Raw genomic sequence first — 19,513 nt, 5'->3', positions numbered from 1 at the left:
GAGTGCAACGACTGGCTGGTCTCGACTTGAGACCAAAATGGCGTGGTTCAGAACCCAATTTGAGGTCAGAGTGAAACCAGAAAGCAACATCTCCGATCGTATAGATTTCCTCGGCCTCAGTCCGATACCTCGTGTAGATCTTCCGATGATCGTCTTCTACATGATGAAGGTGAAATGATGGAGGGAGAGAAAAACTCATTCCTCGGGATTAGGACACTCTCATCCCCTATTCGGTTAAATTCTGCCATGAATTCTAATATTAAATATAATATAGTAAATAAATGAAATTTGGGGGATGAGTTGAAATACAGATTTAAACCTGTAGCCATATCTGATTTGTATGAAAGGAAAAATCCTCGAACGAATAGTTCAGAAAATACTACTCAGTCAAGGCTATGAGCGGCTTAACGAAGATGACCCCAAGTTTGACTCAAGCACCGGCAAATTCGAGGGCCGTGGGGCGGACCACGAACTAGATGCGTTCGGCCAGTATAAGCACTCTATACCATTTGTCCATCCGATACGGCTGTTCGGTGAAGCTAAGTGTTATAAAGCCAATTACTCTGTTGGGGTCGATATCATTCGCGAAGCAATCACAGTCCAGAAGGACATCGATGAAAATTATGAGAGCAGAACAAAGGATATAGGAAATGACCGACGTATTGAGTGTTTTGCTGTCTTTTCGACATCAGGATTTTCGCCAAGTGCTACTATGCTAGCGCGTGCCCACGGTATTTATCTAGTCCCACTCGGCCATCTCCGCACTATTGTAGATGAAATAAATGACAGGTATAAACCTTCGACACATGAGGGCACTAAAAAAGCCGTCAACACGTATTTTCAGGAAAATTCAACATTGGTACACTTTGCGAGTTTTCCAGGCGGCTACCCTATTGCTCTAGAAGGGGCCCTTCCCAAGGAAAGGTTATCGCACAGTGACTTCCTATATGCTTCTGCAGTGACCAAACAGAGCGAAACATCGAATGCGATTCAGTTCGACATACAGAATAGTAAAACTGATCCAAAGTGGAAGTTAACGACAGAGATTCCGGTCTGGATGGTTGACAATGCTACCGACCAAACTAACGAAGAATATTTGTCCTTGATTGTTCCGACACAACTCAGTGAACTTACCCGCCACATTCGAATTGAGATCCCAAGAGAAGATTTTCAGCCAGTATTTTGATGGTATTCGCACGGTAAATTCAATTTCTGAGGCGAGGTTTCCAAGAACTCTTCATGCAGGAGTCGTATTAGGACGAATTCTTGTGATTGTGTTTCGTCCGGCTTAGGTTCGTCAACCCCCATATATCACCCCAAAGCGGATCACCTCAGATGAAAGCCTATCCGTTCCTTTTCACCGAACAGATACTCGTGCTCTCCTTTCGGGACCAATATGAAAAAGACAAATCATAGACTTCTCTGAAGACGTTATACATTGTCCCATAGTGGCTCTTCATCCGGTTCGATACAGAAACCGTGAACATGAGTATAGAATCAGTCATATGAATGTCGGGCTATCAGTGATCGCCCCTGCAAGCACCCCGTCTGGGCTCTCGATCGGATAAATTCTCATTTTCCTTATATATCCCGGACTGGAACTGTTCAGACTCCAGATTGGAGAAGGTGAGCCAGTCGTTCCGCTGGAACTCGCCCACCGTAGTTCTCTTGATGTGGGTGGTGAATTTGGGGGTCTCGCGGGTCATATAGGTGCAGTCCGGCGAGAAAGGTTCGAGAGGCTTATCAGGCATGGGAGCAGGTGGCGACAAAGACAACAAGAGAGAACCGACTGCAGTGAGAGAATTGATTACTTAAGGTCGCACTCGAGTCGAGTCGCTGCGTCTTCGACAGCGCTCCACTCGCGGTCTTCGAGGGCGCGCTCGAGATCGCCACAGACCGCCTCGATCATGGACCTGTCGCCACTATCGCTGACATCCTCGCCACGCGGATCCTCGACGAGTTCGTAGAGTCCCGTCGGTTCGTCGATATAGACCACTGCGTCCGCAGCGAGAAGCTGGTTGATCTGGCCGTGGACGGTGTTCCGTGCGAGGTCAGTCTCGCGCTGAATGTACCCTGGCGTTGCCCGCCCCTCTTGGAGGACGTCGAGCACCTTCTCCGTCGCGTTCGTGATCTTGATCGCCACATTGTGCATTATCTGACCACACAAGTAGTACATTACGGATTACTATATGTCTAACTAATCGACCAACAACATCGCACAAGTAGTAACATTAAAGTGCCTGGGTCGTATACTGTATAATAAGCGCGGGAGGCCTCGGAAAACCGACTCTGAGGCCGGTGCTTGAGACACCGACCCCGTGCTGGAAGGGAACCAGCAATGAGCGAAACACAGTCCACGTTCAAGACGATTGCGGACGCACAGACCGAGACCACCGACGACATCCCCGAGATGCCCACCGTCCGCCGCAGTGAGGTCGCGCAGGTGATGCCGACCCCTGGCGTCGAGTGCTTCGGCGACTGGGCAGAGTGGGAAGCCGTGACCGACCTCGTCCGAGACGGCATCGTGGCTGCGATCAACGGAGATCAGTAACGATGTGCGACGAGGAAACCCAGCGCGTCGAGCGCACCGATGTCGGCGTGTCGATCTCCGTTGAGTTGACGAGAGGGACCGATACCCGCGACCAAGACAAGATCAAGGGTAAGGTGAAGGCCCCTTCGCTCAAGGGCGCTCGCGAAGACATGGACGAGGTCAAGGAAGACCTGCGGGAGCTCGCCGACGTCTGCCGAGTGATCCAGCCCGACGGGGAGGAATGACGATGGATCGCGAGCAACCAGACGCATACGACCTCCCCGGTCACGGCCGCCCTGGCGGGATCGATGACCCCATTCAAGACGCCGAGTACGGCGACGTTCAGGGCGGCCCCGATCGCCAGGAGACGCCACTTGGAGGGCGACAGATGACCGACCCCGACACTCGAATTCTTCAGGCGTACGTCCCCAATCGGGGAGAGCGCCGAGCGGTCGCCTTTGAGCCTCGGAACGCGGGCGGCTGGGATCGGATCACCTACGAGTACCGGCGCGGCGCCTGGATCCCCACCGGCTCGGAGATCGTCGCCCAGCTCGAGGTCGCGACCGGCGATGACGTCGATCGCGTGCTCGACCGCGGGCGTCGGGGCCCGCCGCGAATCGGGCCCTAAGCGGCCTTTTTTCGCCTCGCCTTGTGCAACAGCGACGGTTCCTCCAAAGGCATGTTGCACAAGGTCTCAGCGGCACTGTCGCTCACCGATTTAGGCAGGAGACTCCCGATAGCAGGCCTGACTACGCTCTTCTATGCGGATAGCCGACGCGCTAGCAGCTGAGCAGCGAGTCGACGACGGCTGGATCCAGTCGCGGGTGACCGACTTCCAGCGTGTTCTCGTGGATTATTTTCGACCTACCTGGACTGAATTTCGTGCTCGGTATAGGGGGACAAGCTATCGCTACTCGGTTCAGGATGGGCCAAGGGTCAGAAATGAGTAGTTTTTTCATGACGAACGTATTCTGTGAGAGTATGGGTGAAAATATCAGTATGCCGGATGGACCTCGATCGATCACATCAACCCGTCGTAGGATCCTGCGAGGTGCTGCGGGTGTCGGCGTTCTTTCGGGATTCGGTATCGGGACGGCCGCCGGTGACGAGGGGGCGGAATCGAACGCAGGCGAAGAACAATGGCGAGTCGAGTTCGATAACTCGGACTTCCTTCGTGGTCCTGAATTGTCACCCGTGGTAAATGAGACCCTTTTTGTGAGCAATCCAGATGGTGTGTACGCGCTGTCTGCATCAACAGGTGACGAAGAGTGGAAATTCGGCGTTGATGACACGAGATTTAATAATCCGCCGGTCGTCGTTGATGACACCGTCTTTGCTACCACTGACGATTCCTTCGGTCGGGAAGTAGAGGAAGGGTTGGGGACCGCAGTATACGCGCTGGACGCAAACGCCGGCGAACAGAAGTGGCAGTTTGACGAGTTTGAACAGCTGAGTGCGCCGATACACGTTGCGGAGAACACCGTCTTCATCCCCTCTCAATTTTGCGTCTACGCAGTGGATGCGGGCACCGGCGAACAACGATGGCAGTTCAAGATGGGTTACGGTGTAGAATCCACCGGCCATCCTGAACCAGGATTCCTCGCCGAGACGGCCGCTGGCACAGTCTACCTCGTCGATGGCGATGGAAACATGTTTGCCGTGGACGTGGCTACTGGCGAAGAAGAATGGCGCGTCAACATCGGCAATCGAGTGACGACCGACCTGTCTCTAGCTGATGGGACGCTGTTCCTTGGTGCATACAGCCCTAGTGAACAGAACGCAGGGAGCGAGCACGAGTATTACGTTTCCGCGCTGGATGCGGCCACTGGCGACGAGCGGTGGCGATTTACGGTGGATACGTCAGACGGTCCCGAGTGGGTAGATCCGCAGCTTCAATTCGTGAAGGTGATCGGCGACACACTCTATACCGGATCAGATTCATGCGGCGGCTACTCGCCGTGCGCCAGTCTGTACGCCGTTGATGTGGATTCGGGTGAAAAGAAGTGGAAGTTCAAGGCCGACAATTCGGTCGATAGAGTGACCGAGGCAGATGGGACACTCTTCGTTGGAACTGCGGTTTGGCAGGGCGACGACGGCATCGTTCATGCGGTAGATCCGGAGACGGGTACAGAACGATGGAGCTCTCTGCTCGGTAATCTATTGCTCTCAACGATAACAGTAATTGAGGATACCCTCTTTGTCGTAAGCAGGACTGATACGGACTTCGAGGACGCTTATCAGTTGAACGCGCTGGATACGGCCACCGGCGACGAAAAGTGGACTTTCGTTGCCGATAACGATGTTAGCAATCCGAGGTTCGCAGACGGTTCAGTCTTCGTTACGACCGAACGGACCACGGTCCACGCGCTGGATGCCGGCGTAGAGTTTGCAAATGAGGATAGTAGAACGGACGATAATTCGAGGGAGAATAATGGGGCCGGCAACGAGTCGAGCGAAAACACACCCTCCGTTGATCTTGACCTCTCAGTGACGGCATCCGACTCAATCGCCCGGGGGGAAAGAGCGAGTGTCGATATCGTGGTCCAGAACCACGATGAGGATGCCACCGAGGTCACGGTGACGTTCAAGGCGGGGAACGTCTCGGAGTCGACGTCAGTCGAGATCGATGCCGGCGACTGTTATGCGAGCTACCACAGCGTCTGGTGTGGTGACCTCTCAGTGGGGAACAACGAGTGGACGGTTGTCGCCGGCGACGAACAGGAGAGCGGGACATTGATCGTCACTGACGAATAGCGACAACAAATTTCGCTGGTTTTGTGCTCAGTTCGCAGCCGTAGTGACCAAATCGAGGAAGCGGAGAACGCGGATATGAGAACCGTTGTCTGACACCCACACCTCTATTCAACAGAGCAGCCCTGCCTCGTTGCTTCGAGCCAGCCATCGAGCGCTGCCTGGATGCGTTCATTCGGCGCTCGATGCTCCGTGTAGATCTGCCGACGCTCATCATCGGCATAGAGACGCCGGAGCGTCGATTCATGCACGACGTCGATCTCGCGGCTGACTGTCCGCTGGGATTCGCCCGTCTCGATCCGTTCAAACCCCTCAACGATAGCCTCGAACGTGGGCACGTCAACCCGGAGTTGTCCGTCGACGACGGTGAATCCCGATGGAGGCCGCCCAACCCAGGTTCCCGCCGTTCTCGCTGGTTGAATCGTCTCGCTCCTGGCAACCGGTGATCTCGACTGCCTGTTCTCCCGAGAATCCTGACCAGTGGACCCAGTCTGCTCCCGCAGTGGATCCACATCGAACGCCCGGGAGAAAGCTGTGCACTCTTCGAGATGAAACGGTGGGGCCTTTCCGTCGATCTCCACGCCACAGAACGGACACTCCTCGAGTCGGACTGGACCGTCATCGCTGTTCGGCGAGCTACACATCGGATTCTCCCTCCACACGAGTGACGTCTCCGGGACAGACCCGCTGGACTGAGTCGTTCGTACGCGCGTTCTTCCGGCCTCTTTCTCGAACACGCTCTAGACCGCGCGTTCGTCCGCCGCCAGGCAATCGTTGGTTTGACATGTTAACTAACGTCGCTTCCGTACAAGAACGAGAGGCCCCACCCCGCTCACGATCATCGGACGATGACGGAGTGAGCGGAGAGACCCGTCGCTCTTCGACCGTTGTTTTCAGTGTGGTGCTGTGTGGGCTGTATCAGGTGCGTTTATGGCGGAGGCTTTCCTCGCGGATCTATCTCGAGAGCAGCGTGAATCGAACCCCGCTGAATGGGCTAATCCCCTGTTCTTGTACGGAACATCCGTTAGTTACCCTCCGTGTGTAGTTGGTTCAGCAGTGATTGCGGGATCTCATCACGGAGACACCGCAGCTGCTTGTTCTGGGTGTTTGGCCCGTCGCCACCGGTTTTCACCTCGAAACAGTCCCATCGGTCTTTGAGTCGATCGAAGGCGTCGTAGACCGTCCCCGAATGAAGATCGGTATCGTGCTGGCGGTCGGCGATATCCCGGACGTCCGGGTAGTCGATTGCCCCACCCTGGAGTCCCTTGGTCGAGACACGAACGGCCTCGGCTTTGGCGAGATCCGTGGCGAGCTCGACCTTCGTCCGACTGCCTTCCCCGCCGTCGGGAACGGCTCCTTCGCGAACGACACGGTCTGCGCGGTCGTGTTCGGCCCGGAACTGTTGGGCGGCCTCGGGGAGATCGGACACGTCATCGACGACGTCGCCACCGAGGAGTTCCTGAAGCGCGCCACGCATGATCGCGACGTCACGGTTCGCGACTTCTTGGAGTGTCTCGACCTGCGCCTCAAGAGTCGCGATCCGCTCACGGTTGTCACTGACTTCGCCCTCAAGCGCGTCGCGATCCATCGCAGACGGAATCGGTTCGACCGGAGAATCGGTATCGGAACTCGATAGTGAAGACTGGCGATCAGCCGGCGGGGACGCATCTGGTTCTCCGTCACGCTCGTCACGGTGAGAATCGGCGTTGTCAGCTAGCCCGTCGACGTCGTCCAGCATCACCTCAAGGGAGTCCGCGGCCGACAGAGTGTCCTCCTCGCCGTCTTGGTCGTCAGCGTCGAGCGCACCACGGGCCGCGCGGAAGTCGTCAAGGATCACTGCGGACCGATCCCGTTCGACTTGAAGCACGGCCTCTCGACAGAGATCAGCCATCGTTTCGCGCGCGACGTCGTCGAACTCCGCGGCGATATCCGCTGGGGTGAGACCGTCGTCGAGGATGAGTCGTGAGTCTTCGATTGCTTTGGTCCACTGCTCGACAGTGACCTCTCGGGTAGTCTCCGCGCTCATGGGCGGAGCACCTCGTGAACGCCGAAGATCCGCCGACAGTACCGACACTCCCAGCGACTCCGGTCGTGATCGAGCCGCCAGTGTTCGGGAAGGATCCACCCGCACTCCGGACAGTCGGGCTCGTAGCGTACGGTGCTGGAGGTAGATCGACTCACGCCAACCCCCTCCCTTCCGCTGAAATAGTTTGGGCTCTGAACCTCAGGTTCGGTTTTGCGAACGGTCCTGATTTACCGAACCCGTCACTAACAGTGTGAAGAAGCTTTGAACGTGAGATGCATGCTCCGTCTGGGATTTGAACCCAGGTCATCGGCTCGAAAGGCCGAAATGATTGGCCGGACTACACCAACGGAGCGAATCAGCACTCCTGGCTTGCCGGGGGCTAGTAAAAAGCGTTCCGTTCCCGCCCGGGAGTGACAGCCGACGACGCACCCTGTGCCAATGACGCCGGCTTCTCAACCCTTTTGCGCCCCCGATGTGACTCCTTCCACATGAAGTACGTCAGATTCCGTGACCCCGCGGGTGCCGTCCGCCGGGGCGAACTCGACGACGGCCGGATCCATTTCGCGAACGACAGCTACGACTTCGAGAGCGAGGCGATCGACGTCCTCGCGCCCTGTGCCCCCTCGAAGATCGTCTGCATCGGCCGGAACTACGCCGACCACGCCGTCGAGATGGGTTCCGATCTCCCCGACCGGCCGCTGCTCTTCCTCAAGGGCCCGAACGCCGTCGCGGGCCACGGCGACGTCGTCGAGCCACCGGCCGGTAAAGAGCGAATCGACTACGAGGCGGAGTTGGGTGTCGTTATCGGAGAGCAGTGTCGCCACGTTCCCGAGAGCGAGGCGATGGACGTCGTGGAGGGCTTTACCTGCGTCGACGACGTCTCGAACCGCGACGACCAGAACGACGAACAGAACTGGATTCGCGGGAAGGCGTTCGACGGCGCGGCCCCGATCGGCCCCGTCGTCGCGACCCCCGAGGAGGTCCCCGAGGACGCGGCGGTCCGCTCGCGGGTCAACGGCGAGCTCCGCCAGGACGGCTCGCTCGAGCAGCTCATCTTCTCGGTGCCCGAACTGATCGCCGAGATCACGACCTACCTCACCCTCGAGCCGGGCGACGTCATCGCCACCGGCACTCCCGAGGGCGTCGGCGCGCTCTCCGACGGCGACGAGGTCGCGATCGAGGTCGAGGGCGTCGGGACCCTCGAGCACTCGGTCCGGCTCCGGTAGGGAACGCTTTTCGCCGCGCCGACCCAGTTCCGACCGTGCCCCTCCGCTGTGGCCCCGTCACCGTCGAACGTCTCGGTCCGACGACCGTCCGGCTCGCGGCCCGAACGGGCGTCGTCGTCTATCTCGATCCGGCGGGCGACGTCGGCGAGCCCCGCGATAGCGACCTCGTCCTCGTCACCGAACGGCCCGATCCCGACGCGATCGCCCGGATCGCCCGCGAGGACGCGCTCGTGGCCATCCCCGAGGGAATCGACCCGAGTGGGCTCGACCGGCCGGTCGAGCGCGTCGCTCCCGGCGAGAGCTTCCTTGTCGGTCCGCTCGACCTCCATACGACGCCCGCCGGCGGAGCTGACGGTCGGGCCACGGGCTGTGGCTACGCGCTGACGATGGACGGCGTGACGGCGTTCTGGCCCGGGCGAACCGCGGTCTTCGACTCCCACCGCACTATGAGCGTCGACCTTCTCCTCGCCCCGGTCGGGCTTGAGGGCGCGATGGACCGCCGCGCGGCGGCCGACCTCGCCGAAACGCTCGACCTCGACCTCGTCGTGCCCGTCGGCTCCGAGTCCGCTGTGGACGTCGAGTCGTTCGTCGTCGACGTGGCGACTCGAGGGATTCCGATCGCCCTGGAGCCGCCGGCTGAGAGCTGAATCAGTTCTCGAGATCGAGCTCGACGAGCGAGAGGCCCCGATCGAGGTGACAGACCTCGTGGGGGGGATCACCCAGGACGGCCCCGATCCGGTGGTCGTCGTCCATCGAGACGCCATCGGGGACGCAGTGTTCGTGGCTCGGACACTCGACGTACGGACAGGGGCCCGCCAGGCTCGCTCTGCTGCCGGCGTAGGCCCCCTTCGAGGGGACGTTCGCCGTCACTGAGACGGGTTCGACCTCGACGGCACGAACCCCGCCGTCGTGGATGGCACACTCGAGCGTCTGGGCGTTCTCGCGGATCCCGGTGATCCGGTAGCGGGTGTCGCTCTCGAGGTTGAGACACTGACTGCGGTACGGACAGCCCGCACAGCCCTCGGCCTCGCCCTCGTAGACGAACTCGGCCCCCGGCTCGGCGAGGCGGGTCCCGATCAGGGTGACGATCGACATACGTCCACTACCGGCCGGGCGTGGTTAAGGCTCACGTCCCGTGAGTTCGTCGAGCTTCGCGAAGTACTCCTCCCGGGGCACCTGGTAGAGCCCCCGGTAGTCGATCCCGCCGTCGGCGAAGCGACGCGCGACGCCCACGGCGTACGCGAGGGCCTCCTCCCGCCTCTCGAACCTGCCCTCCTCGCCCGTGACCTCCGGTTCGAGGGTGAGGGTGACGTACCAGTCCGCGCCGGGCGACGTGGGGGCGACGCCGGGCCGGCGATCGCGCCTACCCCGAGTGAGATACAGCGTCGGGAGACAGGCGGCGGGGAACGCCTCGGCGTCGAAGACGTCGGCTCGGTAGACGATCACCGTCCGCTCGTCCTCCTCGCTCCAGACCGTCCAGCCGGGCGGGAGATCGGCGAGGTCGGTGTGGTCGGTCACGACCGCCGGTAGGTTCCCCCGCCGTATAGCCCCGTTGGGGTGCGCGCGAGCGACGGGGCGCCGTAGCGGACGGGTCGCTTAAATACCTGGCGGGGCGTTCGCGGCTCCCGACGAATAGAGTCAACCGACGGAAGCCCGAAAAATACACCTGCTAAATAACTGTCGGGGCTATCTTTAAGTGGTTGGGATCCTCTCTCATTAAATACTATCGGTATCCGTCCGACGGACCGATGCGCCGTCCTCGATGGCTCGTTGCCCAGGTGCCGACCGGTCGACCGGCCCACGACCATGACACGAACGCACACCGCCCGACGCCACCCCGCCCTCCGACGCGCCGAGCCAGGAGGGGCCGGTACGGACCCCACCGACCGAACGGAACCGACTACGGCCAGACCAGTGATACAATGACCGGTGACACCGAAACGCTGGAGACGCTCAGTACCGACTACCAGGAGTCGATGCCCGCGGACCTGCGGGAGACCCACTCCTTCGACTGGTACCTCCAGGAAGCCTACGACGACCCGAAGATCACCCGCAACGCCCACCAGCGGGTCGCGGACATGTTCGACTTCTACGGGACGACCTACGACGAGACCGAGGGGGTCGTCGAGTACCGACTCGCGAGCGAAGACCCCTTGGACGACGGCGAGAACACCTTCTACGGCCGGATCGTCCACCAGTCGATCCACGAGTTCGTCAACAAGGTCAAATCCGGCGCCCGCCGGCTCGGCCCCGAACGCCGGATTAAACTCCTGCTGGGTCCCGTCGGCTCCGGGAAGTCCCACTTCGACCGCCAGGTCCGGCGCTACTTCGAGGACTACACCCTCCGGGACGACGGGAGAATGTACACCTTCCGGTGGACGGACCTCACGGACGTCATCGCCGACCAGGACCCCACCGACGACGTCGTTCGGTCGCCGATGAACCAGGACCCGCTCGTACTCCTTCCCCTAGAGCAGCGCCGGTCGGTGATCGAGGACATAAACGAGCGCCTCGACGCCCCCTACACGATCCGCAACGAGCAGAGCCTGGATCCCGAAAGCGAGTTCTACATGGACAGGCTGCTCGCTCACTACGACGACGACCTCCAGGCAGTATTGGAAAACCACGTCGAGGTCGTCCGACTGGTCGCAGACGAGAACAAGCGCCAGGCCGTCGAGACCTTCGAGCCCAAAGACAAGAAAAACCAGGACGAGACCGAGCTGACGGGCGACGTCAACTACAGCAAGATCGCGGTCTACGGCGAGAGCGATCCTCGAGCCTTCGACTACTCCGGCGCGTTCTGTAACGCGAATCGCGGCATCTTTAGCGGCGAGGAACTGCTCAAGCTCCAGCGGGAGTTCCTCTATGACTTCCTGCACGCCACCCAGGAGGCGACGATCAAGCCCAAGAACAACCCCCGGATCGACATCGACCAGGTGATCGTCGGCCGGACGAACATGCCCGAGTACAAGGACAAGAAGGGCGACGAGAAGATGGAGGCCTTCAACGACAGGACGAAACGGATCGACTTCCCCTACGTCCTGGCCTACGAGGAGGAAGCGCGGATCTACGGGAAGATGCTCGAGAACGCCGACGTCCCCGACATCGACGTCGAGCCCCACACCCTGGAGATGGCCGGCCTCTTCGGGGTCCTGACCCGGATCGAGGAGCCCGACACCGAGACGGTCGACCTGCTCTCGAAGGCCAAGGCGTACAACGGCGAGATCGACGAGGGAGAGGACGTCGACGTCAAGAAGCTCCGCGAGGAAGCCGCCACGAGCGCCGAGATCGGCGAGGGGATGGAGGGGATTTCACCGAGATTCATCGGCGACGAGATCGCCGAGGCGATCATGGACTCGAAACACCGACAGCGGGGCTTTCTCTCGCCGCTTACCGTCTTCAACTTCTTCGAGGAGAACTTAGAGCACCACGGCTCGATTGCCGCGGACGCCTTCGAACGCTACTACCGCTACCTCGAGGTCGTCCGCGAGGAGTACAGAGAGCGCGCGATCGAGGACGTCCGCCACGCGCTTGCCTACGACCTAGAGGAGATCCAGCGCCAGGGCGAGAAGTACATGGACCACGTGATGGCCTACATCGACGACGACACCGTCGCCGACGACCTCACGGGGCGCGAACAGGAGCCCGACGAGACGTTCCTCCGAAGCGTCGAGGAGAAACTTGACATCCCCGAGGACCGAAAGGACGACTTCCGCCAGGAGGTCTCCAACTGGGTTTCCCGACGCGCTCGCGGTGGCGAGGCGTTCGATCCCCAGGACAACGAGCGCCTGCGTCGCGCCTTGGAGCGGAAGCTCTGGGAGGACAAGAAACACAACATCAACTTCTCCGCGCTCGTCTCGGCCAACGAGTTCGACGACGACGAGCGCTCGGCCTGGATCGACGGCCTGATCGACCAGGGTTACAGCGAGGCCGGCGCGAAGGAGGTCCTGGAGTTCGCGGGCGCGGAGGTCGCCAGATCGGAGATCGAGGACTGACGATGAGCGAGGGATCCGAGTACGTTCGTGCGGCAGACCGCGCCCTACGGGAGACCTACGAGGAGCCGATGGCCCTCCCGGAGTACGTCGACCGGCTCGTGGAGAACCCGACGATCGGCGCCCACGCCGCGAAGTACCTGCTCGCGGCGATCGAGGCCGCCGGAACCCGAACGGTCGTCGAGGAGGGCGAGGAGACCCGCCGCTATCGCTTCTTCGACGACCCCCACAACGACGGCGAGCACGCGATCCTGGGCAACACCGAGGTCCTCAACGGGTTCGTCGACGATCTCCGGTCGATCGCCGCCGGCAGAGGAAAGGACGAGAAGATCGTCTGGTTCGAGGGACCCACGGCCACCGGAAAGTCCGAGCTGAAGCGGTGTCTCGTCAACGGGCTCCGGGAGTTCTCGAAGACGCCCGAGGGACGGCGGTACACCGTCGAGTGGAACGTCCAGTCGGCCGGCGCCGACGACCGCGGGCTCTCCTACGGCGGCGACCCGACCGTCGGCGACGACGAACACTGGTACGAGAGCCCGGTCCAGACCCACCCGCTGTCGGTGTTCCCCGAGGAGGTTCGCGAGGACCTCGTGAGCGAGGTCAACGACGGGATAGACGACCACGTTCCCCTCGAGGTCGCCGGCCGGCTCGACCCCTTCTCGCGGGAGGCCTACGAGTTCCTGGAGGAACGCTACCGCAGGCAGGGTCGCGACGAACTGTTCTCGGCGATCGTAGACGAGAGCCACCTGCGGGTGAAAAACTACGTCGTCGACGTCGGCCGGGGCGTCGGCGTCCTCCACAGCGAGGACGAGGGCACGCCCAAAGAGCGACTGGTCGGCTCCTGGATGCACGGAATGCTCCAGGAACTGGACTCGCGGGGTCGAAAGAACCCACAGGCCTTCTCCTACGACGGGGTGCTCTCGCAGGGCAACGGCGTGCTCACGATCGTCGAGGACGCCGCCCAGCACGCCGACCTCCTCCGGAAGCTGTTGAACGTCCCCGACGAGCGGTCGGTGAAGTTGGACAAGGGGATCGGAATGGATCTGGACACACAGTTGGTGATCATCTCGAACCCTGACCTCGAGGCCCAACTCAACCAGCACGCCGACAGAAACGGGATGGACCCGTTGAAGGCGCTCAAACGCCGGCTGGACAAACACGACTTTGGCTACCTCACCAACCTCTCGCTGGAGACCGAACTCGTCCGCCGGGAGCTGACCGGCCAGACCGAGATCTGGGAGGTCGCCGGCGACGAGGAGCGAACGGAGCGGATCCGCGAGGCCGTGACGGTCTCGGTCAAAGACGGTGCAGGCGAGGTGCGACGGCGGGAGTTCGCGCCCCACGCGATCGAGGCCGCGGCCCTCTTTGCCGTCGTCTCCCGCCTCGACGAGGAGGACCTCCCGGCGGGCCTCGACCTCGTCGACAAGGCGATGATCTACGACAAGGGCTACCTCCAGGAGGGCGACACCCGAACCGACAAGGCGGAGTTCGAGTTCGACGACGCGTCCGCCGACGGCGAGCAGGGGATCCCCGTCACGTACACGCGAGACGTGCTCGCGGACCTGCTCCATGCCGAGGGCGAGCGCCATCACGCGGACCTCGCCGTCGAGGACGTCGTCATGCCCCGGGACGTGTTGAACGCGATGGCCGAGGGACTCTCGACGGCGCCGGTGTTCTCGACGGGCGAGCGCTCGGAGTTCGAGAACCGCGTGGTTCCGGTCAAGAACCACGTCTTCGACCGCCAGGAAGAAGACGTGATCGAGGCGATCATGTTCGACAACCGGGTCGACAGAGAGACCGTCGCCGACTACGTCGAACAGGTCTACGCCTGGGAGACGGGCGAACCGCTCTACAACGACCGCGGCGAGGAGGTCGAGCCCGACCCCCTGGAGATGAAGCTGTTCGAGGTCGAAGGGCTCGGGCGGTTCTCCGAATCCGCCTACGACGGCAACCGTCCCGACGAGAGCGTCCGAACGTTCCGGCGCCAGAAGGTGATCACGACCCTGAACCGCCACGCCTGGGAGTCCCGAAACGAGGAGTTCGCCGCCGCCGACGTCGATCTCACTGCGATCCCGGTCATCCGGTCGGTCCTCGAGAGCCACGACTGGGACGACGTCCGTCGGACTTTCGAGGACGTCGATCCCCGTCAGTGGGACGACCCGCCCCAGGGGACCGAGACCGCGGCGGTCAAAGCGGCCACGCTCGAGGCCATGACCTCGGAGTTCGGCTACAGCGAGGCCTCCGCTGAGTTGACCAGCAGACACGTCATGGGACAGGTGAGCTACAGATGGGACTGAGAGAGGATTTAGAGCGGTTTCGCGAGGTCGGCGAGGCCCGACGGGAGGACTTGGCGGAGTTCATCAGCTACGGCGACCTCGGGAGCAGCCGGCCCGACGAGGTCAGGATTCCCGTCAAGATCGTCGATCTCCCGGCGTTCGAGTACGACCGTCGGGACAGGGGCGGCGTCGGCCAGGGCGACGCCGAGGTCGGCCAGCCGGTCGGTCAGCCCCGGCCACAGCCGGGCGACGACGGCGAGGAGGGCGACCCCGGCGACGAGGGGGGCGACCACGAGTACTACGAGATGGACCCCGAGGAGTTCGCCCAGGAGTTAGACGAGGAGCTGGGCCTCGACCTCGATCCCAAGGGGAAGACGGTCGTCGAGGAGACGGAGGGCCCCTTTACGGACATGACCCGGTCGGGACCCGACAGCACGCTCGACTTCGAGCGGATGTTCAAGGAGGGGCTCAAACGGAAGCTCGCGACCGACTTCGACGAGGAGTTTTTGCGCGAAGTGTGCAAGGTCTCCGGGATCACTCCTCGCGAGGTCTTCGAGTGGGCCAGAGGCGAGAGCCTGCCGGTCTCCTTTGCCTGGGTCGAGGAGGCCCACGCGGAGGTCGAAGACGAGCGGGGTGCCTGGGGCTCCATCGAGGAACTCGAAGCGGAGATCGACCGCGAGCCGATCCAGGCGAAGATCCGGCGGGAAGGGATCGGTCACGTCCCGTTCCGCCGGGAGGACGAACGCTACCGGTACCCCGAGATCGTAGAGGAGCGAGAGAAGAACGTCGTCGTCGTCAACATCCGGGACGTCTCGGGGTCGATGCGCGAGAAGAAACGCGAGCTGGTCGAGCGGACGTTCACCCCGCTGGACTGGTATCTCACCGGCAAGTACGACACCGCCGAGTTCGTCTACATCGCCCACGACGCCGACGCCTGGCAGGTCTCGCGCGAGGAGTTCTTCGGGATCCGCTCGGGCGGCGGGACGAGGATCTCCAGTGCGTACGAACTCGCCGCCACCCTCTTGGAGGAGTACCCCTGGAGCGACTGGAACCGGTACGTCTTCGCGGCGGGCGACTCGGAGAACTCGAGCAACGACACCGGCGAGCGGGTGATCCCGCTGATGGAGGAGATCCCGGCGAACCTCCACGCCTACGTCGAGACCCAGCCCTCGGGCAACGCGATCAACGCGACCCACGCAGAGGAGTTGGAACGCCACTTCGGCCGCGACGCCGAGGACGTCGCGATCGCCTACGTCAACGGCGCCGAGGACGTGACCGACGCGATCTACGAGATCCTCAGTACGGAAGGTGACAGTGATGAGTGACCCACATCCCCTCTCCTCGAGCACGAACGGCGATCGCTTCCGGAAGCAGGCGATCGCCGGCGACCTCGAAGCGCCCGTCGAGCACGCCCGCCAGTTGGCCGAGAAGCTCGGCCTCGAGCCGTATCCGGTCAACTACTGGATCGTCGACTACGGCGAGATGAACGAGCTGATCGCCTACGGCGGGTTCCAGACGCGATACCCCCACTGGCGGTGGGGAATGACCTACGACAAGCAGCGCAAGCAGGGACAGTACGGCGGCGGGAAGGCCTTCGAGATCGTCAACAACGACAACCCCTCACACGCCTTCCTCCAGGAGTCGAACACGGTCGCAGACCAGAAGGCGGTGATCACCCACGTCGAGGCCCACGCCGACTTCTTCGGGAACAACGACTGGTTCGGGCTGTTTACCGGCGGGCGGGCCGACGATTCGGTAGATGCCGCCGCGATGTTAGAGCGCCACGCCAGAACGATCGAGGAGTACATGGCCGATCCCGAGATCGACCGCGCGGAGGTCGAGAAGTGGATCGACCACACGCTCACCTTAGAGGACAACATCGACCAGCATCAGGTATTCTCCCGGCGGCGCGAGAGCGAGGACGCTCCGACAGGGCTCGACGACGACCTCGGGGAGAAACTCGACGAGCTGGGGATCTCCGCGGAGGTCAGAGGCGAGGTGTTCGACGAGGAGTGGATCGAACGGATCGAAGGTGACGAGGAAGCCCCGAGCTTCCCCGCCGAACCCGAACGGGACCTGCTCGCGTTCGTCCGCGAACACGGCAAGCGCTACGATGAGGACGCGGGAAAGGCAGTGGAGATGGCGGAGTGGCAACGCGACGTCCTCGACATGATGCGCGCGGAAGCCTACTACTTCGCCGCCCAGAAGATGACGAAGATCATGAACGAGGGGTGGGCGGCCTACTGGGAGTCGCTCATGATGACCGGGGAGGCCTTCGCCGGCGACGACGAGTTCGTCGACTACGCAGACCACATGGCGAAGGTGCTCGGCTCGGGCGGGCTCAACCCCTACAGCCTCGGGAAACAGCTCTGGGAGTACGTCGAGAACACCGCCAACCGCCGGGAAGTCATAGAGGCCCTGCTCCGGGTCGAGGGGGTGAGCTGGCGCAACCTCACGGACGTGGTCGACTTCGATGACGTCCGGGACCGGCTCGAACCCCCCGAAGCGCTCGCCTCGATCTCGGGCGACTCCCTCGAGGACCTCGCGGAACTCCCCGAGACGTGGATCGACGGGGAGGCCCTCGACGCGGCTCGGGCGGGCGAGATCGACGTCGAGGCCTACCCCTGGAAACTGCTCACCTACGAGGGGCTCGCGCGCCGGCACTACTCGCTGGTCGAGCCCCAGTTCCGGGGTTTTCTCGCGGAGGTGAGCCAGGACGAGTTAGAGCGGATCGGGCGATACCTGTTCGACGACGCCCGCTACGGGTCCGTCGAGGAGGCGTTGGCGGACCTCGACTACGCCGCGGGCTGGAACCGGATGTACGACGTCAGAGAGAGTCACAACGACGTCACTTTCGTCGACGAGTTCCTCACGAGCGAGTTCGTCGCCGAGAACGACTACTTCGCCTACGAGTACTCGGAGGCCTCCGGCGGCTTTCACGTCTCGAGTACGGACGCCGCCGACGTCAAGAAGAAGTTACTGCTCCAGTTTACCAACTTCGGGAAGCCGACGATCGCGGTCTACGACGGCAACTACGGCAACGCAAACGAGTTGCTGCTCGGCCACCAGTACAACGGGGTCGGTCTCGACATGGACGCCGCCGGCGAGACCCTGAAACGACTGTTCGAGCTCTGGGGCCGGCCGGTGAACCTGCTGACGATCGCCACGGAGGTCGACGACCACGACGTCGAGGTCGCTCGCCGGCGGAATCGCGAACCCGATCGCGAAGAACGGGGCAAACGCCTGCGCTACGACGGCGAGGAGCTGACCGTCGAGGACGCCCCCTGGGAGGACGTCTCTCACCTCGCAGCCGACGACGTCGATTACGACACGAAACCCGAGGAGTGGCTCGCGTAGCTGGGGCGGGAAAACCGCACGACTGCGGCCGATCGTTCATCCGAGAACGGTCGAAACTCTTTTGGGTTAGTTGGCCTGACTCTCAGTCAGGATGGATGGGGAGCCTTGCGGTTCCGACGAGTCCGCGGTCCCTCCACCGGCGATCAATCTGCCGGCGGTACTCGCGGGACTCGACGCCGAAGCCGAACGCCGGGACGCCGTCGCCGCGGTCCGGGAGGCCGTCGACGAGGAGCCGGCAGCCTGCGCACCGACGATCCCGAAGCTCCGGGACCTCCTGGGCGAGGGGACGGCCGAGGAAGCGGCGGTCGCGTACTGCCTCGCCGAGATCGCCGAGGCGTCGCCGACCGACGTCGCGCCCTCGGCCGGCGACATCGCGGCGTTCGTCGCCGGAGAGCATCCGAGTCCGGCAGCGACGGAGGGGTTTCGGGCGCTCGCCGCCGTCGCGGACGCACGGCCGGACGCCGTCGAGGACCACGACGACCGCCTCGTCCGAGCGATCGAGGCAGGGCCCGACCCCGATCGGGGCTCGCCTAGGCTGTGGGAGGCCATCGAACGACTGGAGCGGGCGATCCCCTCGATCGCGACCGCGACCCCCGAAGACGGCCGAGAGAACGGCGCGCTGGGGGGTTCCGGCTACGAGGGACGTCCCGTGGCGGTCGTCACCGAGGAGCCGGAGTCCTAGAGCGCGATCGGGCGGTCCGAGGAGACGCAGTCGACCCCCCGACACCCGAGTAGCCGTGCGCTCTGCCGACCGGGGACCGACCAGGCGTGGACCTCGAGGCCGACCCGGTTCGCGCGATCGACCAGCCGCGTGAACAGACAGCGCCGGGCGTGAGCGCCGACGACCTCACAGCCGAGTTCGACGGCGGTCGTCACCGGTCTCCGGCGGTCGCGACTCACGAGCAGCCCCGTCGCCTGGTCGGGATCGAGGTCGTGGAGCTCCCGGAGTTCGGGGAGCAGAAAGGAGGTACAGACGATCCGGTTGTCGGCGTCGGCGGCCTCGAGTTCCCGGAGGACGTCGTCGGCGATCCCCAGGTCCTTCAGCTCGAGGTTGACGTCGGCCGAGGGGGGGAGCGCCTCGAGCATCTCAGCGAGCGTGGGGATCCCCTCTCCGGAGTCGAGGACGGTCCGCGTGCGGAGCCGTTCGAGGTCGGTATCGGCGACCCGGCCGGGTTCGCCGGTCACCCGCTCTAGGTCGTCGTCGTGGACGACGACGAGTTCGCCCGAGCCACACCGCCGGACGTCGAACTCGACGACGTCTGCGCGGGCAGCTGCGGCCCGGACCGCGGCGATCGTGTTCTCGGGGGCGACCCCGGCGAACCCGCGATGGGCGATCAGACGCATTGCCGGAGTGGAGG

19 protein-coding genes and 1 tRNA gene are annotated in these 19,513 nt (G+C 62.5%); 12 read left to right on the top strand and 8 right to left on the bottom strand.

Features of this window, described 5'->3' with window-relative positions:
* Positions 1 to 340 precede the first annotated feature (340 nt).
* Complete coding sequence (locus tag DVH23_RS16880; RefSeq protein ID WP_114578595.1) at positions 341 to 1,186, top strand: restriction endonuclease; 846 nt, start codon at positions 341 to 343, stop codon at positions 1,184 to 1,186.
* Positions 1,187 to 1,807: 621 nt separating this feature from the next.
* Here the strand turns inward: DVH23_RS16880 and DVH23_RS16870 are convergent.
* Positions 1,808 to 2,143: a hypothetical protein gene (locus DVH23_RS16870; protein ID WP_157972456.1), complete on the bottom strand. Its 336-nt coding sequence runs from the start codon at positions 2,141 to 2,143 to the stop codon at positions 1,808 to 1,810.
* A 195-nt stretch (positions 2,144 to 2,338) separates the two neighbouring features.
* Here DVH23_RS16870 and DVH23_RS16865 point away from each other — a divergent pair, with 195 nt between their 5' ends.
* From DVH23_RS16865 to DVH23_RS16850, 4 genes are all read left to right on the top strand, one after another.
* Positions 2,339 to 2,551, top strand: a complete 213-nt coding sequence (locus tag DVH23_RS16865) for a hypothetical protein (protein WP_114578592.1) — start codon at positions 2,339 to 2,341, stop codon at positions 2,549 to 2,551.
* Between the two features lie 2 nt (positions 2,552 to 2,553).
* Complete coding sequence (locus DVH23_RS16860; protein WP_114578591.1) at positions 2,554 to 2,775, top strand: hypothetical protein; 222 nt, start codon at positions 2,554 to 2,556, stop codon at positions 2,773 to 2,775.
* 2 nt (positions 2,776 to 2,777) lie between these two features.
* Entirely contained in the window at positions 2,778 to 3,158 is a 381-nt protein-coding gene (locus DVH23_RS16855; protein ID WP_157972455.1) for a hypothetical protein, read from the top strand.
* Between the two features lie 353 nt (positions 3,159 to 3,511).
* Positions 3,512 to 5,284, top strand: a complete 1,773-nt coding sequence (locus DVH23_RS16850) for a PQQ-binding-like beta-propeller repeat protein (RefSeq protein ID WP_232833793.1) — start codon at positions 3,512 to 3,514, stop codon at positions 5,282 to 5,284.
* A gap of 104 nt (positions 5,285 to 5,388) precedes the next feature.
* Here DVH23_RS16850 and DVH23_RS16845 read toward each other — a convergent pair whose 3' ends face one another.
* From DVH23_RS16845 to DVH23_RS16835, 4 genes are all read right to left on the bottom strand, one after another.
* Entirely contained in the window at positions 5,389 to 5,925 is a 537-nt protein-coding gene (locus DVH23_RS16845; RefSeq protein WP_157972454.1) for a hypothetical protein, read from the bottom strand.
* 380 nt (positions 5,926 to 6,305) lie between these two features.
* Entirely contained in the window at positions 6,306 to 7,307 is a 1,002-nt protein-coding gene (locus DVH23_RS16840) for a hypothetical protein (RefSeq protein ID WP_114578588.1), read from the bottom strand.
* On the bottom strand, positions 7,304 to 7,462 hold the full coding sequence (locus DVH23_RS24345) for a hypothetical protein (protein ID WP_198667963.1): 159 nt from the start codon (positions 7,460 to 7,462) through the stop codon (positions 7,304 to 7,306). The genes DVH23_RS16840 and DVH23_RS24345 overlap by 4 nt, the downstream gene beginning before the upstream one ends.
* A 122-nt stretch (positions 7,463 to 7,584) precedes the next feature.
* Positions 7,585 to 7,659: transfer RNA gene (locus DVH23_RS16835), tRNA-Glu, on the bottom strand.
* Positions 7,660 to 7,795: 136 nt separating this feature from the next.
* On the opposite strand from DVH23_RS16835, the gene DVH23_RS16830 reads away from it, so the two are divergent.
* On the top strand, positions 7,796 to 8,533 hold the full coding sequence (locus tag DVH23_RS16830; RefSeq protein ID WP_114578587.1) for a fumarylacetoacetate hydrolase family protein: 738 nt from the start codon (positions 7,796 to 7,798) through the stop codon (positions 8,531 to 8,533).
* Between the two features lie 35 nt (positions 8,534 to 8,568).
* Positions 8,569 to 9,180 carry an MBL fold metallo-hydrolase gene (locus DVH23_RS16825; protein WP_114578586.1) on the top strand — a complete coding sequence of 204 codons (612 nt, stop codon included), beginning with the start codon at positions 8,569 to 8,571 and terminating at the stop codon, positions 9,178 to 9,180.
* A gap of 1 nt (position 9,181) precedes the next feature.
* Here the strand turns inward: DVH23_RS16825 and DVH23_RS16820 are convergent, their stop codons facing one another.
* Positions 9,182 to 9,628, bottom strand: coding sequence for a UPF0179 family protein (locus DVH23_RS16820; RefSeq protein ID WP_114578585.1), 447 nt, complete (start codon positions 9,626 to 9,628; stop codon positions 9,182 to 9,184).
* A gap of 24 nt (positions 9,629 to 9,652) precedes the next feature.
* Positions 9,653 to 10,051: a DUF5820 family protein gene (locus DVH23_RS16815; RefSeq protein WP_114578584.1), complete on the bottom strand. Its 399-nt coding sequence runs from the start codon at positions 10,049 to 10,051 to the stop codon at positions 9,653 to 9,655.
* A gap of 404 nt (positions 10,052 to 10,455) precedes the next feature.
* On the opposite strand from DVH23_RS16815, the gene DVH23_RS16810 reads away from it, so the two are divergent.
* The 5 genes from DVH23_RS16810 (at position 10,456) to DVH23_RS16790 (ending at position 18,837) form a co-directional block, all read left to right on the top strand.
* On the top strand, positions 10,456 to 12,528 hold the full coding sequence (locus tag DVH23_RS16810; RefSeq protein ID WP_114578583.1) for a PrkA family serine protein kinase: 2,073 nt from the start codon (positions 10,456 to 10,458) through the stop codon (positions 12,526 to 12,528).
* A gap of 2 nt (positions 12,529 to 12,530) precedes the next feature.
* Complete coding sequence (locus DVH23_RS16805) at positions 12,531 to 14,819, top strand: PrkA family serine protein kinase (protein WP_114578582.1); 2,289 nt, start codon at positions 12,531 to 12,533, stop codon at positions 14,817 to 14,819.
* On the top strand, positions 14,810 to 16,123 hold the full coding sequence (locus DVH23_RS16800; RefSeq protein WP_114578581.1) for a YeaH/YhbH family protein: 1,314 nt from the start codon (positions 14,810 to 14,812) through the stop codon (positions 16,121 to 16,123). Before DVH23_RS16805 ends, DVH23_RS16800 begins: the two co-directional genes overlap by 10 nt.
* On the top strand, positions 16,116 to 18,155 hold the full coding sequence (locus tag DVH23_RS16795; RefSeq protein ID WP_114578580.1) for a SpoVR family protein: 2,040 nt from the start codon (positions 16,116 to 16,118) through the stop codon (positions 18,153 to 18,155). The genes DVH23_RS16800 and DVH23_RS16795 overlap by 8 nt, the downstream gene beginning before the upstream one ends.
* 91 nt (positions 18,156 to 18,246) lie before the next feature.
* Positions 18,247 to 18,837, top strand: coding sequence for a hypothetical protein (locus DVH23_RS16790; RefSeq protein ID WP_114578579.1), 591 nt, complete (start codon positions 18,247 to 18,249; stop codon positions 18,835 to 18,837).
* Here the strand turns inward: DVH23_RS16790 and DVH23_RS16785 are convergent.
* Positions 18,834 to 19,499 (bottom strand): glycerophosphodiester phosphodiesterase family protein, encoded by a 666-nt coding sequence (locus tag DVH23_RS16785; protein WP_114578578.1) that lies wholly within the window; start codon positions 19,497 to 19,499, stop codon positions 18,834 to 18,836. The genes DVH23_RS16790 and DVH23_RS16785 overlap by 4 nt on opposite strands.
* Positions 19,500 to 19,513: the final 14 nt, after the last annotated feature.

Source organism: Saliphagus sp. LR7, assembly GCF_003344565.1.
In the GTDB taxonomy this organism is placed as follows: Archaea; Halobacteriota; Halobacteria; order Halobacteriales; family Natrialbaceae; genus Saliphagus; species Saliphagus infecundisoli.
This window is presented reverse-complemented; position numbering and strand designations above follow the sequence as displayed.

Coding starts and splice junctions, on each gene's coding strand:
- DVH23_RS16880 (WP_114578595.1), top strand. CDS start 341: ATGAAAGGAAAAATCCTCGAACGAATAGTTCAGAAAATACTACTCAGT.
- DVH23_RS16865 (WP_114578592.1), top strand. CDS start 2,339: ATGAGCGAAACACAGTCCACGTTCAAGACGATTGCGGACGCACAGACC.
- DVH23_RS16860 (WP_114578591.1), top strand. CDS start 2,554: ATGTGCGACGAGGAAACCCAGCGCGTCGAGCGCACCGATGTCGGCGTG.
- DVH23_RS16855 (WP_157972455.1), top strand. CDS start 2,778: ATGGATCGCGAGCAACCAGACGCATACGACCTCCCCGGTCACGGCCGC.
- DVH23_RS16850 (WP_232833793.1), top strand. CDS start 3,512: ATGGGTGAAAATATCAGTATGCCGGATGGACCTCGATCGATCACATCA.
- DVH23_RS16845 (WP_157972454.1), bottom strand. CDS start 5,925: ATGTGTAGCTCGCCGAACAGCGATGACGGTCCAGTCCGACTCGAGGAG.
- DVH23_RS16840 (WP_114578588.1), bottom strand. CDS start 7,307: ATGAGCGCGGAGACTACCCGAGAGGTCACTGTCGAGCAGTGGACCAAA.
- DVH23_RS16830 (WP_114578587.1), top strand. CDS start 7,796: ATGAAGTACGTCAGATTCCGTGACCCCGCGGGTGCCGTCCGCCGGGGC.
- DVH23_RS16820 (WP_114578585.1), bottom strand. CDS start 9,628: ATGTCGATCGTCACCCTGATCGGGACCCGCCTCGCCGAGCCGGGGGCC.
- DVH23_RS16810 (WP_114578583.1), top strand. CDS start 10,456: ATGACCGGTGACACCGAAACGCTGGAGACGCTCAGTACCGACTACCAG.
- DVH23_RS16805 (WP_114578582.1), top strand. CDS start 12,531: ATGAGCGAGGGATCCGAGTACGTTCGTGCGGCAGACCGCGCCCTACGG.
- DVH23_RS16800 (WP_114578581.1), top strand. CDS start 14,810: ATGGGACTGAGAGAGGATTTAGAGCGGTTTCGCGAGGTCGGCGAGGCC.
- DVH23_RS16795 (WP_114578580.1), top strand. CDS start 16,116: ATGAGTGACCCACATCCCCTCTCCTCGAGCACGAACGGCGATCGCTTC.
- DVH23_RS16790 (WP_114578579.1), top strand. CDS start 18,247: ATGGATGGGGAGCCTTGCGGTTCCGACGAGTCCGCGGTCCCTCCACCG.
- DVH23_RS16785 (WP_114578578.1), bottom strand. CDS start 19,499: ATGCGTCTGATCGCCCATCGCGGGTTCGCCGGGGTCGCCCCCGAGAAC.